The sequence below is a fragment of the Calothrix anomala FACHB-343 genome (assembly GCF_014696435.1).
GTDB lineage: Bacteria > Cyanobacteriota > Cyanobacteriia > Cyanobacteriales > Nostocaceae > Aulosira > Aulosira anomala_A.
In genome coordinates this window covers 51,075-68,359 of the sequence record NZ_JACJQG010000012.1, presented here as the reverse complement: position 1 = coordinate 68,359, position 17,285 = coordinate 51,075, and the positions used below count along the sequence as shown (strand labels likewise).

Annotated in this window: 13 protein-coding genes, 1 tRNA gene and 1 pseudogene; 8 read left to right on the top strand and 7 right to left on the bottom strand. The window is 40.3% G+C overall.

The genetic code is table 11. From position 1 onward, the window contains the following. Nucleotides 1-95: 95 nt before the first annotated feature. Nucleotides 96-1,367, bottom strand: a pseudogene (locus H6G08_RS08980) (RNA-guided endonuclease InsQ/TnpB family protein). A 470-nt stretch (nucleotides 1,368-1,837) separates the two neighbouring features. Beyond that, entirely contained in the window at nucleotides 1,838-3,814 is a 1,977-nt protein-coding gene (locus H6G08_RS08975; RefSeq protein ID WP_190540644.1) for a response regulator, read from the bottom strand. 866 nt (nucleotides 3,815-4,680) lie between these two features. On the opposite strand from H6G08_RS08975, the gene H6G08_RS08970 reads away from it, so the two are divergent. Both H6G08_RS08970 and H6G08_RS08965 read left to right on the top strand, forming a co-directional pair. After that, the gene (locus H6G08_RS08970) at nucleotides 4,681-4,881 is read left to right on the top strand and encodes a hypothetical protein (RefSeq protein WP_190540642.1); all 201 of its coding nucleotides are present in this window, start codon (nucleotides 4,681-4,683) and stop codon (nucleotides 4,879-4,881) included. 594 nt (nucleotides 4,882-5,475) lie between these two features. Further along, nucleotides 5,476-7,623 (top strand): peptidase domain-containing ABC transporter, encoded by a 2,148-nt coding sequence (locus H6G08_RS08965; RefSeq protein WP_190540640.1) that lies wholly within the window; start codon nucleotides 5,476-5,478, stop codon nucleotides 7,621-7,623. Between the two features lie 280 nt (nucleotides 7,624-7,903). On the opposite strand, the gene H6G08_RS08960 is transcribed toward H6G08_RS08965, so the two are convergent. Then, nucleotides 7,904-8,527 carry a chorismate lyase gene (locus H6G08_RS08960; RefSeq protein WP_190540638.1) on the bottom strand — a complete coding sequence of 208 codons (624 nt, stop codon included), beginning with the start codon at nucleotides 8,525-8,527 and terminating at the stop codon, nucleotides 7,904-7,906. A 192-nt stretch (nucleotides 8,528-8,719) separates the two neighbouring features. Then, nucleotides 8,720-8,800 (bottom strand) — tRNA-Leu (locus tag H6G08_RS08955). A gap of 369 nt (nucleotides 8,801-9,169) precedes the next feature. On the opposite strand from H6G08_RS08955, the gene accC reads away from it, so the two are divergent. Next, nucleotides 9,170-10,513: an acetyl-CoA carboxylase biotin carboxylase subunit gene (accC, locus tag H6G08_RS08950; protein ID WP_190540636.1), complete on the top strand. Its 1,344-nt coding sequence runs from the start codon at nucleotides 9,170-9,172 to the stop codon at nucleotides 10,511-10,513. 129 nt (nucleotides 10,514-10,642) lie between these two features. Here accC and H6G08_RS08945 read toward each other — a convergent pair whose 3' ends face one another. After that, entirely contained in the window at nucleotides 10,643-10,936 is a 294-nt protein-coding gene (locus tag H6G08_RS08945) for a YggT family protein (protein ID WP_190540634.1), read from the bottom strand. 256 nt (nucleotides 10,937-11,192) lie between these two features. Here H6G08_RS08945 and psbX point away from each other — a divergent pair, with 256 nt between their 5' ends. From psbX to H6G08_RS08930, 3 genes are all read left to right on the top strand, one after another. Then, nucleotides 11,193-11,312: a photosystem II reaction center X protein gene (gene psbX, locus H6G08_RS08940; protein WP_086681980.1), complete on the top strand. Its 120-nt coding sequence runs from the start codon at nucleotides 11,193-11,195 to the stop codon at nucleotides 11,310-11,312. A gap of 254 nt (nucleotides 11,313-11,566) precedes the next feature. Beyond that, the gene (locus H6G08_RS08935) at nucleotides 11,567-12,478 is read left to right on the top strand and encodes a Ycf66 family protein (RefSeq protein WP_190540632.1); all 912 of its coding nucleotides are present in this window, start codon (nucleotides 11,567-11,569) and stop codon (nucleotides 12,476-12,478) included. A 30-nt stretch (nucleotides 12,479-12,508) separates the two neighbouring features. Then, nucleotides 12,509-13,078, top strand: a complete 570-nt coding sequence (locus tag H6G08_RS08930; RefSeq protein WP_190540630.1) for a TolB family protein — start codon at nucleotides 12,509-12,511, stop codon at nucleotides 13,076-13,078. Nucleotides 13,079-13,246: 168 nt separating this feature from the next. Here H6G08_RS08930 and H6G08_RS08925 read toward each other — a convergent pair whose 3' ends face one another. After that, entirely contained in the window at nucleotides 13,247-13,342 is a 96-nt protein-coding gene (locus H6G08_RS08925) for a hypothetical protein (protein WP_242045746.1), read from the bottom strand. 76 nt (nucleotides 13,343-13,418) lie between these two features. Here H6G08_RS08925 and H6G08_RS08920 point away from each other — a divergent pair, with 76 nt between their 5' ends. Together H6G08_RS08920 and H6G08_RS08915 are read left to right on the top strand one after the other, a co-directional pair. Next, on the top strand, nucleotides 13,419-14,543 hold the full coding sequence (locus H6G08_RS08920; protein WP_190540776.1) for an RNA-guided endonuclease InsQ/TnpB family protein: 1,125 nt from the start codon (nucleotides 13,419-13,421) through the stop codon (nucleotides 14,541-14,543). A 67-nt stretch (nucleotides 14,544-14,610) separates the two neighbouring features. Beyond that, entirely contained in the window at nucleotides 14,611-15,135 is a 525-nt protein-coding gene (locus H6G08_RS08915) for a TolB family protein (protein ID WP_190540773.1), read from the top strand. Between the two features lie 155 nt (nucleotides 15,136-15,290). On the opposite strand, the gene H6G08_RS08910 is transcribed toward H6G08_RS08915, so the two are convergent. Further along, nucleotides 15,291-16,298: a succinate dehydrogenase/fumarate reductase iron-sulfur subunit gene (locus H6G08_RS08910; protein WP_190540626.1), complete on the bottom strand. Its 1,008-nt coding sequence runs from the start codon at nucleotides 16,296-16,298 to the stop codon at nucleotides 15,291-15,293. Nucleotides 16,299-17,285 lie beyond the last annotated feature (987 nt).

Sequence of the window (17,285 nt, the reverse complement as noted above, 5' to 3'; positions counted from 1 at the left end):
TAACACACTTTATTGTATTTCACCGGACAAAGTTAAAATTTTTTTCAGGTAAATCCGTTATCTTCAGCAATTTGAGGATTTGACACTCCACCGCCCTATAAGGGCGGGGCTTCTACATTCAACGACTCGCCGTTAGACAGCAGGGTTACCCCAACCGCCCAAGAGGAGCCACTGCGTTGGACGGGTTCCCCGGCTTAAAGCAAGTGGCGTGGCAAATCTCCTGTAGCGTAAGTTCCCGTGTGCCCCACGGTACTGAGTCCTAGTCTCAAAATGTTAATTGCTGCATTGATATCCCTATCCTCCACATATCCGCAATGAGGACAAACATGAGTCCTGGTGGACAGAGATTTTCTCACTTTAGAGCCACAGTTAGAGCAGTCTTGGCTTGTGTTATGGGGAGGCACTGCAACAGTTGCCTTTCTATATTTATGCCCAAAATACTCTAACCAACTGCGAAAAGTGTACCAACCAGCATCAGAGATGGATTTAGCTAGATGTCGATTTTTTACCAGCCCTTTGACATTTAAATCTTCATAGGCTACCAAATCGTTAGATTGGATGACGGAGTATGCTAGTCTCTTGCAATACTCTTTTCGTTGCCTACTTACTTTTAAATGTTTCCGAGCATATCTATTTCTAGCTTTGTGGTAATTGTTTGATTGCCGTTGTTTGGCTTTCCTTTTGGCTAAACTGAACTTTTTAGACTTCTTGCGGTTGGCTCGGTTTAACTGTTTCTCTGATTTGCGGTAGAACTGGGGCGATGGTTCAATATTGCCTTTATTGTCAGCAATGAAGTATTTTAACCCCAAGTCAATACCAACCACTTGATTAGTCGGTTGAGTTTCTATCCTGACATTAATATCTATTGCAAATTGGGCATAATACCCATCAGCACGACGAACTAAGCGCACTCGCTTAATCTGTTTGATGTCATAGTAATTCAGGTCGTAGGTTCCCTTTAATTTCAGGGTTCCAATACCTTTTTTGTCCGAGAAAGTTATGGCTTTTCGATTTACTGAAAGCTTCCATCCAGTTGATTTATACTCAACAGAACGGCAGTTTTTCTTAAACTTCGGAAAACCCTTTTTACCCTTAATCTTCTTCTTACAGTTATCATGAAATCGAGCTATTGCACTCCAAGAACGTTCAGCCGCAGATTGTCTAGCCATCGAGTTCAAATCATCAGCAAAAGGAAATTCAGAGGCTAATACTGCACAGTATTTATTGAGGTCATATCTACCCACATCTTTGTTATCCATCCAATAGCGCAAGCACTTGTTTTGAATGAATTGTGATGTGCGGATAGCCTCATCTATCGCTTGATATTGCTTGTCTTTCCCTTTAACTTTAAACTCGTAAACAATCATGGGTATCGACCAATTAACCACATCTTTATGTTAACACAAAACACATAAAGCTGTCCTAGAAGCGGCGCACTGAGAGCTACACCCGAAGTAGACGGGGTTTTAGACCCAAATTTTTGATAAAGCTGCAAGTCAATGGTGTTTACTGTGCCATGAGTGCGCGATAAAAAATTGATGTATTTTGATGAAATCAGGCTTCAGAGCAACCACAGGAAGACTTTGATCTGCAACAAAAACAAGTCCCACACAGCCACAACAGGCGCGGATGCGGGACTGACATTCAATAATAGTCGCGATCGCTGCAGTCTTCTCGCTGATACTAGATACAGCAGATTGCAAGTTGGTGAGGTACAGATTATCGTCTATTGTAGGGGCACTGGCACTGCCATGCCCCGAAGCGCGTACCTCATTTTCCTGAAATACGCTGTATTTTTCATACAATCAACAGTCAACAGTCAACAATCAACACTCAACTATAAATTAGTCAGCAACCGTGCTTTCCGCAGAATAAATGTTAATAAAGTTTCTTTTTGGGAAATAATTTCCGCCGTTACTTCCATTCCTGGTTGAATAGGATAAGAGCGATCGCCTTTTTTTAAATAAAGTTTTTCCGGTTCAATAGTCACCTCATAATATGCTTCAGTTGCAGCGCTAGCATTATTTTGAGGTTCAATCACATCCCCACTAATACTCCTCACAGCACCGTGCAATATCCCGTAATCTGGATAAGGATAAGCAGAAATTCGCATTTGCACTTTACCTTCTTGGCAATCAGCAACTTTTGGCGATTTACAAACTTTTACTTTGCTAATATCCTTGACATTGACATTAGCTTTGACTACCAAAGGAGCCTCAGAAGGTGCTATTTGCGCGATCGCTTCTCCTGGGCGTACTAATTGCTGCGGATTTCGCAGTTCTAACTTCAAAATAGTTCCTGTCTCCGGAGAACGAATTACTGTTAATTGCAGTTGTTTTTCTATTTGTCCTAAGTCTTTTTTTGCACTGTTAATTGTATTTTGAATTTCCAGTTTTCGTTGCTTCAAACTGTTTTCTTCTTGCTTCAATCTTGCTAAACTTCCTGCACCTGCAGCACGTTCTTGGGCAATTTTTTCCTGAGCCATTGCCAGAATAGCATCACTAGGATTAGTTGCTGCGGCTGCTGGTTTATATTTACTAGTAGCTGCTGCTACAGCTTGTTGTTGTCTTTCAATAACTTGCTTTTGAGCTTCTAAACTTGCTTTTTGTGATAATAACGATTGTTGTTGCTGCTCTAATGCTAATTCCACCTCTTCCAATTGATTTTTAGAAATTGAGCCAGATGTCGCAATACTCAAATAGCGATCGCGTTTCAGTTTCGCCGCTTTCCAGGCTGCTTCTGTGGCTTTCAAATTCGCTTGCATTGATTTAAAATCAAATTCGGCTTTTTGTAATTCATCCTGAGCAATTTTAATATTCGCCTTAACTTCTTCTAGTTGTCCGCTACTTGATACAGTAGTTTGCTGATGTTCTCTTTGGGTGCGTTGTAAATCTGCTGTCGCCGATGCGATCGCTCTTTGATTACGCTCTGTTTCTGCTACTATTTGTCTATCCACAGCCCGAATTTGACCATCCAGTTGCATCAGTTGCATCTCATTCTGCTGAATATTACCTAGCAACTGACTTTTTTTAATTTGTAGTTGGCTATCATCAATAACGGCGATAATATCTTGTGCTTTCACCACTTGATTTTCTTGCACAAGAATCTTTGTCACAGTTCCTTCTTGTGCTGCTTGTACTAAACGTATTTCTCCAGATGGACGGACATTTGCAGGTGCTTTCACAACTACTTTATATTGAATCACCGCAGATAAAATTACCCCTGTAGCAACAGTTGCAATTAAAAACAGCCCTCCTACTTCTACCCAACGAGTTGTATTCGGTAAAAGTTCCTCTGTTTGAATTACATCCAAGAAAGTAGGAGTACTTTCTTGAAGAACTATTCCTGAACTCTGAACATCCGAAACTTTTTGAATACTAACAATTTCTCCATCCGATATTGGCTGTTGCGGAATAATTTTACTAATTAAACCAGGTGCTAACTGTGTATAGCCTTTTTCAACCAAACGAATCGAATCTCTCAGTTCTTCTGGCGATGCATCTTTGAGTATATAACCACTTGCTCCCGCATTTAGCGATGCTTGGATATATTGATGCTTGTCATAACCACTTAATACCAAAACTTTTGTTTTAGGAAATCTTTCACTAATAATCTTTGTCGCATTAATCCCATCCATCTCCGGCATTACCATATCGATAATCACTACATCCGGCTGTAAATTAGCGACTTTGGTAATAGCAGTCTTTCCATTATCTGCTACACCAACTACTTCAAGATCTGTTTCTTTCTCAATCAACGATCTTAAGTAATCTCTCACAGCTTGTTGGTCATCAACCAGCAAAACTCTAATCATATATTGTGATATGAAAAATTTATTTTTTTAATAACTATTAAACAGCATTTCTCTGCTATTGCATCAAAAACTCAGAGATGATAAAGCCTCTTTGTTATTTAAGCATATAGTCAATAGGTTAAAAAATATGGAACAAAATTTATTTTCTTGACTAACCATCTAGCAAAATTTTTCTACTATGGCATCAAAAAGTGATGGTCGTACAGCCTACTTGTTATTTAATCATATAGTCAATAAGTTAAAAAAATTAAACAAAATTTTTACACACACTTAATTTGTAGTACTAAAGTACCTGCAAATAAAATCCCACATTTCCACATCACAACTTTAGATTATTTCTTCTTTGCGAACCGTTATTTTTCTATCACAAAAAAATATATTATCCTGGATATTTTTTTATCGTTGGCAAAAATTTATTAAATTTCATATTTTATTTTTACAACAAATAAACGTGTTTTTATGTATAAAAACAAACATTAGATAATTGAAATATCACTAGTGAAAAGATAAATATTCAAACCTGCGGAATCCTTTAATAATCAATTATTAACGCTATATATATTTATTGTTGACTGCCGATGATCGCTGAATAAATCATGCTTAAATTATTACTTAAAAGCATGGTATTTAAAAACTTCAAAAAGACTGTACTTTTTTTTGAAGATGCTGTAGTTTTATAGCCATGAGCTTACGAAATAACAGTAATTGCTCAAAAAAATAGCCATTTTGGCTTAATCTTTTGGCAATTTATGTTATGCAAACATTTTTGTTTATTTGCAGATAAATTTTCTAAAATCTGTAATTAATAAAAATGTTTAAAGGCTCATCAACATCAAAATTAACATTCCAAAATTAGGAAGTTTATCATGATGATCGACTCTGAAAATAAATTGTTGTCTATTGACGAAAGCTGCCTTTCTGAATTGTCTGATGAAAATCAAGCAACAATTTCTGGTGGTACTTTCTTGTTACTGGGTTTGCTTTTGAAGAAGAAATGGTGGAAATGGCATCCAGCACCCCAGCCCCCAGTACATAAACCTTACGAGCCTCCCCATCCTCACCATTAATCAAGGCAAGGGTATAGCAACAATCAATCATCTAACTTTGTGGTGCAAGAATCTTGTCTTATTCTTACCTTGGAAAGACAAAAATTCCATCCCACAAAAAATAATTTGGATGTTTTGTGATTTGCCAGTCCCAATAGTCCCTTGGGTGTAATTGAAAATGGATCGCATAAGCTTGAGGAAGAGACGCGGCTAATAGGGATAGCCGCACTCTATATCGCCTTATTAATCTAATGGCTTATGCATACAATAGCATTAGCTGGTTGTAAAAGCTATATTTTTAGCTAATATTTACAGCCAGCTGATGTCTTAACTAGTTTAGGTTTTGGATTCTTACATATTAAAAATAAAAATTTATTAATCAAAATTCATTAAAATCTACTTCCAAAAAACGCGGCTACGATTATATAAGAAAGTTTATTGCATTCGTTGAGCTAGGGAAAAAAGCTGTCTGTTGAGTGTTTTTATCTTGCTACTATCTATATCAACTACACTCAAGTTAAAAACTTGACATGAAAAATTACAATATCAAATATAACAGCTATATAATCATTTAATTTTTAGGATCAATCGCCACATAAAAACTAAATTTTAACTATGAAGAAATACCCAGTTATAATGCAGCACAGTGAAGAAGACTGTGGTGCAGCTTGTGTTGCGTCTATTCTCAAATTTTATGGACGTAACTTAACTATAAACCGTATCCGCGAAGCTATAGGTAGCGGTCAACTGGGAACTACTTTGCTAGGTTTAAGACGTGGTACAGAAGCTTTAGGTCTTTATACTCGAACTGGCAAAGCATCAGAAAATTTTCTCAAAAATCTCTCAAAAATGCCACTACCTGCGATTATCCATTGGCAAGGATATCATTGGGTAGTTTTGTATGGACAGCGTGGTAAACAATATATTATTGGCGATCCCGCAATAGGTATTCGTTATCTGTCTCAGCAGGAACTAATTGAGGGTTGGCAAAATGGAGTCGTTTTATTACTCCAACCAGATGCAAATCGTTTTTTTGCAGAACCAGATGACAAAGTTAATACTTTTGAAAAGTTTATTCAGGGTATTTTGCCACACCGAGGTGTGATTATAGAAGCCTTGGTAATTTCCCAATTAATCGGCTTACTTTCTTTAGCCTCTCCTTTCCTGGTGCAGATTCTTACTGATGATGTGTTAGTCCGCCGCGATTACGATTTGCTAATATCTGTAGTATTAGCAGTAATTGTAATGCACATTGTTAACAGTAGCTTAGAGTTAGTGCAAAATATCCTGATTGCTAATTTTGCTCAACGCTTACAGTTAAAGCTGATGTTAGAATTTGGGCAAAAAATCTTAAATTTACCTTTGAAATACTATGAAGCCCGTCGTAGTGGCGAAGTATCAAGCAGAGTCAGAGATATTGAAAAAATTAATAGTTTTATCGCCCAAGCAGTAATTGGCTTTCCTACCAAATTATTTATGGCTATAGTCTGCTTGTGTTTAATGTTTTATTACAGTTGGAAATTAGCATTATTTTCTTTAATAATTGTCTTTTTAATGAGCATTAGTACAATTGTATTTCTACCTATTGTGCAACAAAAAACCCGTAAATACATGGTTTTAGATGCTGAAAATCAAGGTGTGTTAGTAGAAATTTTTAAAGGTGCATTAACCCTGAAAACTACTACGAGTGCGGCACAGTTTTGGGAAGAATTACAAAGCCGATTTACGCGGTTGACTAAATTATCTTTAACAACCATCCAAATTGAAATTATTAACCAAAAATTTTCTGGACTCGTTGCTAATATTGGCAGTACAGTTCTATTATTATTTGGTAGTCAACTTGTCATTAGTAAAGAATTAACTATAGGTCAATTACTAGCATTTTCAAGCCTGACTAGTAATGTTACTGGCTTATTTAGTTTTATTATCGATGTTGTCGATGAATTTGCCCAGGTACAAACTGCTCATAGCCGCATTCAAGAAGTGATAGACAGTACCCCTGAAGCTTCTTTAGATACACAGAAACCTTGGGCAAACATTTCCGATAATACAGATATTATCTGTAGCAAATTGAACTTTTATTATGCTGGTAGAGTAGACTTATTAGAAGATTTTTCCGTCACCATTCCAGGGGGTAAAGTTATTGCCTTAATTGGCAAATCAGGTTGTGGTAAAAGTACCTTAGCCAAATTAATTGCTGGTTTACATACAGTGCAATCTGGCAATATTCGCTATGGCATTTATAACCAGCAAGATTTATCTTTAGAATCATTACGACAACAAGTAGTTCTAGTCCCCCAAGATGCTCATTTTTGGAGTCGCTCAATTATTGAAAACTTCCGCTTAGGTTCTCCAAATGTCAGTTTTGAAGAAATTGTCAACGCCTGTCAAATTACCCTCGCTGACGAATTTATTAGTAAATTACCTGACACATATCAAACAGTTTTAGGAGAATTTGGCGCTAATATTTCTGGTGGACAAAGACAAAGACTAGCACTAGCGCGCGCCATAGTTCATAATCCACCCCTACTAATTTTAGATGAATCTACAGCCGGACTTGACCCCAGTAGTGAATCAGAAATTTTAGATAGACTGCTATTTTACAGAACAGGCAAAACTACAATTATTATCAGCCACCGTCCCAGGGTAATTGAGCGTGCCGACTGGATTATTTTCTTGGAAAAGGGAAAATTGAAAATGGAAGGAAAAGTAGAAGAGTTACGTTCCTTACCAGGCGACCATTTAGATTTTCTCACACCGTAATTGATTTTATCAGTGTAGTAGCGTGGCAATTCTAAAATGTTGTGTTCATCAAGTTCAAAAACTAAAATGCAATCATGATAATTAATTACTTAACCCAACAAATTAGATTAGACGCGCTAGTAGGTTGGGTTGAGGAACGAAACCCAACATTTTTCATACTTTGTTGGGTTTCAATACTCTGCGGGAAGCCACCTTCGGTTTCTACCTTCAACCCAACCTTGTATCTGAGAAAGAGTAGTAGACCTTTCCAGAAAAACCTGATGCTTGTAATTGTAGGTGATTAGCGATCGCTAGAATTTAGCTGCATCGGCCCTAAGTATTTAGTTAAATAAGGCGAAAAAACTTCATATATTAATGTCAAAGGCTGTCCGTGATGCCAAAACAAATAATGGCGACCCCAAAAAGGCCCTTTCACCCCAAAACCAGACTCTAAAGCAGGCGAATAGCCATAGTAAATTCCCTGTACATCCCGATACAACTCAGTCCGCAGCCGCGCTAAACTAGCCCAAATCGGTAATGAACGGTTTTGCAAATACTCATCTACATGACTAGCTTCCCACCAAGAAGTAGCATAAGCCAATCGCTGACCAGAAGCAGTCCGCAGCCAAACCTGTCGCCTCAACCTCGGGCCAGGTACAGCTTGAATCAAATCAGGAGCAGCATCCGCATCCATACCAATCAATGACATATCAATCACATCTACTTCCGTCGGCTCGCCCGTGAGCAATTCTAAATGGCGTGTTGGCGAACCATCACCCAAAAGTAGCATTTGCCAAGTAGGAGCCAGCTTTGAATGCGGTAAACTTTGCTTAATGACATCCTCACCACCTTGCCAAATCGGAGTCAGACGATGCCATGCTGCTGGCAATGTTAAGTTGTCTGTCGGTTTAAAGATTGCAGTCAATGTTCTTTACAAAAGTTCATCTATTTCTATAATAGGCTTGTCAATAGTCAATAGTCCAGAGTCAAGAGTCCATAGTCAAAACCAATGACAAATGACAAATGACAAATGACCAATGACAAACAACAAAAGCCAATAGGCTCCGGTTTTTCACCCTTGACTATTGACCTTTGACTTTTGACTATGCACTAAAAATGCGGATGGCGAGACTCGAACTCGCAAGGCAAAGCCACACGCACCTCAAGCGTGCGCGTATACCAATTCCGCCACATCCGCACGGTTTTATCACTGAACATAGAATATAGCATAAATTTTCTGTTAGTGGATATCAGATGGACAGAAATATAGTCACATCACGAGAGATATTAAAAAAGGTAAGCCAACGTGGGATGCAGGGTAAGCTTGCACAAACCTAGTTCAGGTAAATGCAAGAGACTAACAGTAGCAATATTGTTAATCTAGTTAAACCCCGTAGGCGGACTCAGCCAAATCCTGCCCTTGGGGAAACTACTCTGAGGGTTTATGCACCTTTTTGGGAAGAGGTTGGGGAATCTCCTGTCATAATTTGAAATAAGGCGGAAAGCATTGTTGCAAGTTGAATGGGAGAGAATGTCAATCTACTGGTACAGATATCGAAGCTAAAAAATGAAGTTTGACAAAATATTAATTGCCAATCGGGGAGAAATCGCCCTTCGTATTCTCCGAGCCTGTGAGGAAATGGGAATTGCAACAGTTGCTGTTCACTCCACTGTTGACCGTAATGCGCTACATGTACAACTTGCCGATGAAGCGGTTTGTATTGGCGAACCTGCCAGCAGTAAAAGTTATTTGAACATTCCCAACATTATTGCTGCCGCCTTAACCCGGAATGCTACCGCCATTCATCCTGGATATGGCTTCCTAGCTGAAAATGCCCGGTTTGCCGAAATATGTGCCGACCATCATATTGCCTTTATTGGCCCCACCCCCGAAGCCATCCGCTTAATGGGTGACAAATCCACAGCCAAAGAAACCATGCAAAAAGCTGGTGTACCTACAGTACCGGGTAGTGATGGTTTAGTAGAATCTGAGCAAGAAGGATTAGCACTAGCCAAAGAAATTGGCTATCCGGTGATGATTAAAGCCACAGCAGGTGGTGGCGGCCGGGGTATGCGCCTAGTCACTTGTGAAAGCGACTTCGTGAAACTCTTCCTGGCAGCGCAAGGAGAAGCTGGTGCAGCCTTTGGCAACTCTGGCGTTTATATAGAAAAATTTATTGAGCGTCCACGCCATATTGAATTTCAAATTTTGGCAGATAATTACGGCAACGTCATTCATTTAGGCGAACGCGACTGCTCAATTCAGCGACGCAATCAAAAGCTGTTGGAAGAAGCTCCTAGCCCTGCTATTGACCCCGAACTGCGGGAGAAAATGGGACAAGCAGCGATCAAAGCTGCCCAGTATATTAACTATACTGGGGCAGGCACTATTGAATTTCTTTTAGATAAATCGGGTAAATTCTACTTCATGGAAATGAATACCCGGATTCAAGTTGAGCATCCTGTAACAGAGATGATTACAGGAGTAGATTTGGTTGCCGAACAAATTCGCATCGCTCAAGGAGAAAGACTTAAGCTGACTCAAGACCAAGTAGTGTTACAAGGTCATGCAATTGAATGCCGAATTAACGCCGAAGACCCAGATCATGATTTCCGTCCTTCTCCCGGACGCATTAGCGGCTATCTTCCACCAGGTGGCCCGGGCGTGCGCATCGATTCTCATGTTTACACCGATTACCAAATCCCCCCTTACTACGACTCTCTCATTGGTAAGTTAATTGTTTGGGGCCCCGACCGTCCCACCGCCATTAACCGCATGAAACGCGCCTTACGGGAGTGTGCTATCACCGGATTGCCTACCACTATTGGCTTTCATCAAAGAATTATGGAAACCCCACAGTTCTTGCAAGGTAATGTCTACACTAATTTTGTACAAGAGTTAAAAAGCTAAGGAGCTAGGGGCTAGGGATAAGGCACTAGGGGAAAAGCAAAACAAATCCTCAATGCGCCCTGCCCAATGACGGCAGTTGCTTCAAGCCGGGAAACCCGTCCAACGCACTGCCTCCCCCATGCCCAATTTCTAACTTACACGCGACATCATGGTAAGTAATCCTTGCTGACCAAGGAGAATTTCCCGTAGCAAACTGAAAATCCCGACCCAAATAATCGGGGTAATATCTACTCCACCGATGGGTGGTACTAGCTTTCGCAACAATGCTAAAAAGGGTTCGGTAGGCCAAGCTACAAGATTAGTGGGGAACCGATTTAGATCCACTTGCGGATACCAAGTGAGAATGATGCGAAAAATGAACAAAAATATCATCAATCCCAATAAAGGATTGAGAATCCAAGTAATTAGGTTAACACCAGTCATTAGTTTGAAGTACTATCTGTGAACGCAGAAAAAACCTGGGCGAGATTGGAAAAATTTTAAGCATTGTAAAGCACTCTCTATAATTTTAACCAAATGCTGTCACTTCCTTTGAAGCATTGAAAAGTAAATATATGCGAGCGTTCAGTTCATCATTTACCAGGGGACTGGTGTGTTGTATCTCACGATCTAGTGCCTTCTCAAGGAACTGATACACCATTAGAATTATGATGAAGTATGTAAAAAATGGTTGAGAACTATGACACCTGCTTTAGCAAATTTTCTTTGGAGTCTGTTTTGGGGTGCTGTGATTGTCGTTATTCCAGCGACAGTTGGTTTGATTTTCATTAGCCAAAAAGATAAAATCCAACGTTCATAATCTTGGCAGGAGTCAGTTTGACTCTGATAACTGCTGGTCTGTTAGCTATATACCTAATTGCAGCGTACACAGCAATTTCTCTTACAAGAGACAGGGTATACTTAGCTGACAGACACAAAATTGTTTAGCTTGTGGTGAATAGCTTCAAAGCTTCTTTACCTGATGCTTTGAAGCTTAAATATTATTGTGCCTAATTAGAGTAGTGATTTTAATTGTGACTCGCTAACATAGATTTGATATTGGGATATAGATCAATGATAAATTTTGGGCTGAACTCAGTCAGTATTCTGGCTCAGGTAAATTTTGGGACAAACTCAGCCAGTATTCTAGGAATTTTCCTGGCTGTGTCTGGGGCAGCACTGTATTTTTTGCGGACTGTGCGTCCTGAGCTGTCTCGAGATCAAGATATATTTTTTGCAGCAGTAGGCTTACTTTGCGGCTTTATTTTAATTTTCCAAGGTTGGCGACTAGACCCAATTTTGCAATTTGGTCAGCTACTTTTAGTGGGTACAACTGTATTTTTTGCCGTCGAAAGTATTCGCTTGCGTAGTATTGCGACTCAACAAGCCAAGCGCAATACTCCAATTGTGGATGAAGAGCGAGAGGTCAGCAATAAATATACTTATGACAGGCGGCGAAGACAAGGGTATCAAGCTGAGGTGGATGATGATTTAGATCCCCTACCTTATGAGGAAGAAGAACGCCCTGTACGTCCCCGAATTAGAGCTAGCAGAGAAGAGCGTTCCTCGCGTGATGATTACTACACAGATTCATCTCCCCGACGTTCAGAACGTCCTAGTAGTAGTGACAAACAAGATTCAGGGGATAGAAGCCGACGCCGTAATTCTGGGCGTTCTGTGAGCCGTCCCGCAGATACTTTGGAACAAGAAGACTGGGGTTCGGCTTCGAGAGAAGTTGATGATTGGGACAGTTCGGAATCAGAAGTCAGAAAACCTTCTCGTCGTCCAAATAACCGACCACAGCGTTCCGAACCCCGTGATGAAGATGTCACACCCAGACCAAGGAGACGCCGTCCAGCTACCGATTCAGCTCCACGCAGAGAACGTAATGATGATGAGGCGATACCAACTGATTACGTAGAATATAAACCTCTGGAACGACCAGATGTAAATTCTGATGATTCCAACAATTTTGATGATATTTAAAACTGTCAGGGGCGATGGAAATAAGGTGAGGTGAAAAAAGTTACACCAGTATTTTGGCTCCAAAGACCGATTCATTGGAGCCTAGTTTTTAGCTTGGCAACTGTGCTTGGATCTTGCAGTTCCGGTAACATACCAATTGGCCCTACTTCTCTCAACAGTCGCTACACAGAAGAGCAACCAAGTTTGAGTGGCAATGGGCGGTTTTTAGGGTTTGTTTCTAATCGCAATGGCAGTCACCAAATTTTAGTATACGACTTAGAAAGGCAAAGTTTTATACAGACTCCAGGCTTAAATAGACCGGAAACTATTGCTGAAAGTCCTAGCCTGAGCTATACAGGACGTTATATTGCTTATTTAACTAGCGACCAAGGAAGACCTGTTGTAGCTCTTTACGATCGCGCTACCCAACAGTCACAAATTATGACACCAATTTATCGCGGCTGGGTGAGAAAACCAGGAATCAGCCCAGACGGGCGTTACATAGTATTTGAAACCGCTAGCCGTGGTCAGTGGGACATTGAAGTTCTCGACCGGGGGCCAAATATTGAGTTAGATATTCCTAATGGTGCCACTGTCGCTCCACCACCTACAGCACCATAGGTAATGTATTGTCATTGGTCATTTGTCATTGGTCATTGGTAAAGATTTCAATTTTATTAAGCTTTATTAAGCTAGTTTGGTTGATTTTTATTGGCTTACTTTAGAAAAAATATGAGTTATTAGTTACTAGACTATTTACCAAGAAACTGTGTCTAAAGCCCCGTGCTTCTAGCACGGCTTGATCTTGAGCTTCCTGATCGCTTCCCTCAGAACGTCTGTTTGAGTTCTTCCAGTTTGATCGCAAAACGCTTTAAGAATCTTCATCTCTGATTCTTCAATTCTTATTGTCAAAGGAACTTTAGTCATGGCTTTGTACTTATTATTGCAGTACAATATTAGCATGAAGACACTGAAGTTTAAGCTCTACCAACACAAGCGCAATAAACATCTAAAACGCACAATTAACGCTGCTGGGGTGATTTATAACCATTGCATTGCCCTACATAAACGGTACTATCGGATGTTTGGCAAGCATTTACCCAGCGCAAAACTTCAGTCACATATTGCCAAATTGAGAAAGCGTAATTCTCTGTGGCAATCGGTAGGCTCTCAGGCAGTACAAGATATTTGTCAACGCATCGAAAAAGCCTACCAGTTATTTTTTAAGCACAACAAAACAGGAGTAAGACCACCGGGGTTTAAGAAGGTTAAGAAATACAAATCTTTCACCCTCAAGCAAGCAGGTTATAAGTTTTTGGGTGGGAACAGCGTAAAAATTGGCCTGCGTGTTTATCAATTTTGTCGGTCGAGAGAGATTGAGGGAACAGTCAAAACCCTAACTATTAAACGCACCCCATTAGGTGAGTTGTTCATGGTTTTGGTTGTTGACGATTGTCGCAACCCAGAAGTTGAAGTGAAGACAGGTAAAATCGCTGGCTTTGACTTTGGGTTAAAGACATTCCTCACTTGCTCGGACGGCTCCAAAATTGAATCTCCCCTATTTTTCCAGCAGTCGCTCAATGCTATTAAAAAAGCCAGCAAGCAGCATTCTCAAAAGTTAAAAGGCTCATCAAATAGAGAACGAGCAAGGAAGAATTTAGTCCGCAAATATGAGGAGATTTCTCATCGTCGGCGGGACTGGTTTTGGAAGTTAGCCCATGAGTTAACAGACAAGTTTGATATTCTCTGTTTTGAAACGCTCAACCTCAAAGGAATGCAACGGCTTTGGGGTAGGAAGATATCAGATTTGGGTTTTGGTGAGTTTCTTCAAATTCTAGAATGGGTTGCCAAAAACAAGAAAAAGAGGGTTGTTTTCATCGACCAATGGTATCCCAGTAGCAAGACTTGTTCTAGTTGTGGGCACCTTCTAGAGAGTTTAGATTTGTCCCTTAGAGAATGGCGTTGTCCTTCCTGTCAGTCAATTAATGGAAGAGATGAAAACGCCAGTCGTAATATTTGTGCAGTCGGGGCATCGACTGTTGGGTTAGGTGATGTCAGACTGGCTACGCCAGCAATTGCTGTTTGACCCCAGAATCCCCATGCCTTCAGGCTGGGGAGTATGTCAAGATTTACTAATGACTAATGACTGCTATATGAAAAAATCTATTTTTATATCTGTAATTGCCTGCGCAAGTTTATTGACTGGCTGTTTTGGCTATCCCCGCCTTTTGAGTTACCCGTTCGATCCAGGTGGGCGCAGTCTTAACAGTTTAGCCTCTGAATCAAACCCGCAAATGGCTGGCAGATATATTGTTTTTACTAGTGACAGACGGGGTAGCCAAGATGTTTACTTATTCGATCGCATAACTGGTAATTTAGTTGATTTACCTGGTTTAAATTCCTTAGATACGATCGCATCTCATCCCAGCGTATCTGAAGACGGGCGTTATCTAGTTTTTGCTGCTAGTCGTCAAGGGCGATCGGCGATCGTCCTCTACGATCGCGAAACACGCCAATCGCGGAACTTAACTGCGAATTTGCAAGCAGAAGTCCGCAATCCCACGATTAGCGCTGATGGTACCAGAATTGCTTTTGAAACTACTAATAATGGGCAATGGGATATTTTTGTTTATAACCGTTTCGGACAACCGATTAATGTCCCTCAAGATCCAAGGTGAGGGAATCAATGGGCATTGGGCATTGGGCATTGGGCATTGGGCAATTCAATTTTGGATTTTGGATTTGCGATTTTGGATTGGGTTTGAATCTAAAATCTAAAATTTAAAATCTAAAATTCCTTGTACCCCTGCACCCTGCCCCCTGCTTTATCTTCCTAGCCCCTAGCCTCTACAGTTTCCTGCACAGCTTCAATGAGCGATCGCACTTGTTGTGTACCTTCAGAAGATTCAAAGGAAAGTGGGAATTTGCCTTTGGCGATCATTCTTAAACCTAAAGGTGCCAAACTCAGTAATCCGCGCAGATCGCGAAAATAATTGCCGACAACATGTAAACCAAATTTACGTTCATCGATCCAGCCGCCTTCTTTCACAAGTTCGACTAACACTTTTCGGTGACGAATTGAGCGCCCATCGCTGGCTTGCTTGCGAGTGAGAATTTCTTGTTTAATTTTTGTAATTTGTTCTAGTGGTGCTACTTCCATTGGACAGACAGAATCACAGTACAAACAACGGGTACAACCCCACACTCCTTTAGTCCCTTCGTTGTAATTTTCTAGGCGATTTTCGGTGTCTTGGTCGCGGGAGTCAGCTACCATTCGGTAAGCTTTGGCGAGTGCATGGGGGCCGACAAAATCTGAGTTAACTTCCCGGGCATTGCATTCTGAGTAGCAAGCACCACACATAATACAATTACCAGTTTGGTCGAGCAGCGATCGCTCTTGGGGAGTTTGTAAAAATTCTCTTTCGGGGACTTGTCTGGCTGCTGTGCTGACATAAGGAGTCACCGCTTCTAAATTGTTCCAGAAGCTGCTCATATCCACAACTAAATCCTTAATGACTGGCATATTTCCCAGAGGAGCGATCGTGATTTCGGGAATGGTATTGTCAGAAAACGCAGGCGATCGCATTTTTTGTAATCTGCTAATTTCACTGCCAACATTTTCCTTACAAGCTAAAGCCGAGCGTCCATTAATTCGCATCGCACAGCTACCACAAATTGTATTGCGACAATTTTTGCGATACGCTAAAGTGCCATCTTGCTCCCATTTAATCCGATTGAGACAATCCAATATGGTATTGCCTGGTTCTACCTCTAAAAGGTAAGTTTGTAAAACAGGAGACGAATTGTGTTGCTGGCGAATAACCTTAAACAGAACTTCCATATATTACCAACCAAAATTTTTAAATTCTCCTACCTACCTGAGCAACTTCAACTACAGACAGGTGACTGTGAAAAATCGGCTATACTCTTGTTGCCCTGGATGAGAACTAGATGTTAATAGGCTGATGATTAAAGACCTACTGATTCTAGTACAGTAACCCAGCAATCGAGTCATCCCTACAAATACCTCAAAATACTAAAATATAAGTTTTTGTCTTTGCCCTGATACTGAGCGATCCCAAAGTATGATCAATTTTGCAGCTACCTCTAGCTTAGTTTTCCGCAAGATATTTTGCATCAGACACAGAAGTACCACTACAGCAAGCACGTCAATCAGCCCACCATTTAAAACCTGACTAGAGCCGAGAATCAAAGTCTTTTGACTTGTGAATCAGTGACTTTTGACTTACTTGAGAGTTCTACTAGTTTGAGGATAACCATTAAGATTTTCGTTTTTTAGGTCAGGCAGGTAATATTTGTCTAGTTCTCTTGAGCCTACATCAAAAAAATTATTACTGCTTTACATTTGATTGACCTGTTTGGCAGCATAGGTGAGAAATGATTAGCCACAGATGGACTTGTGTAAATTACCGTCCTAGCAAAAATTAACAAACGAAATCTACCTGAGGTTAGCACTACATCTTAATGTCAACAGCAGTCACGACCTGAGAGTATAGATAGCTCAAAAGGTTATGAATTGCGAACTTTTTGTAGATTTATAACTGTGACAGCCATAATCAACATCTAGTAGTGGCAATAATGCAATAGACAGATGGAGAAAAACTAATCTTCCCCTAGACAGACGAAAAGAATCCTCTGCCTGCTTTTTGTCCGTTGTCTAATAATAGGGAGGGACATCCTCATAACTTTTTGTGTCTTCACAATCAAGGAAATCTGAGATAAACTCACTTGTCAAAACTCACAGTCTAAATTAAAGTAATTTTGAGAAAACCACGGCTACAATCCTCATAACCCCAATCAAGCGCAA

What these genes read in the sequence shown, in the direction of transcription:
- H6G08_RS08935 (WP_190540632.1), top strand. Translation starts at nt 11,567, where the DNA reads ATGATAAATTTTGGGCTGAACTCAGTCAGTATTCTGGCTCAGGTAAAT.
- accC (WP_190540636.1), top strand. Translation starts at nt 9,170, where the DNA reads ATGAAGTTTGACAAAATATTAATTGCCAATCGGGGAGAAATCGCCCTT.
- H6G08_RS08970 (WP_190540642.1), top strand. Translation starts at nt 4,681, where the DNA reads ATGATGATCGACTCTGAAAATAAATTGTTGTCTATTGACGAAAGCTGC.
- psbX (WP_086681980.1), top strand. Translation starts at nt 11,193, where the DNA reads ATGACACCTGCTTTAGCAAATTTTCTTTGGAGTCTGTTTTGGGGTGCT.
- H6G08_RS08910 (WP_190540626.1), bottom strand. Translation starts at nt 16,298, where the DNA reads ATGGAAGTTCTGTTTAAGGTTATTCGCCAGCAACACAATTCGTCTCCT.
- H6G08_RS08975 (WP_190540644.1), bottom strand. Translation starts at nt 3,814, where the DNA reads ATGATTAGAGTTTTGCTGGTTGATGACCAACAAGCTGTGAGAGATTAC.
- H6G08_RS08965 (WP_190540640.1), top strand. Translation starts at nt 5,476, where the DNA reads ATGAAGAAATACCCAGTTATAATGCAGCACAGTGAAGAAGACTGTGGT.
- H6G08_RS08920 (WP_190540776.1), top strand. Translation starts at nt 13,419, where the DNA reads ATGAAGACACTGAAGTTTAAGCTCTACCAACACAAGCGCAATAAACAT.
- H6G08_RS08925 (WP_242045746.1), bottom strand. Translation starts at nt 13,342, where the DNA reads ATGAAGATTCTTAAAGCGTTTTGCGATCAAACTGGAAGAACTCAAACA.
- H6G08_RS08915 (WP_190540773.1), top strand. Translation starts at nt 14,611, where the DNA reads ATGAAAAAATCTATTTTTATATCTGTAATTGCCTGCGCAAGTTTATTG.
- H6G08_RS08945 (WP_190540634.1), bottom strand. Translation starts at nt 10,936, where the DNA reads ATGACTGGTGTTAACCTAATTACTTGGATTCTCAATCCTTTATTGGGA.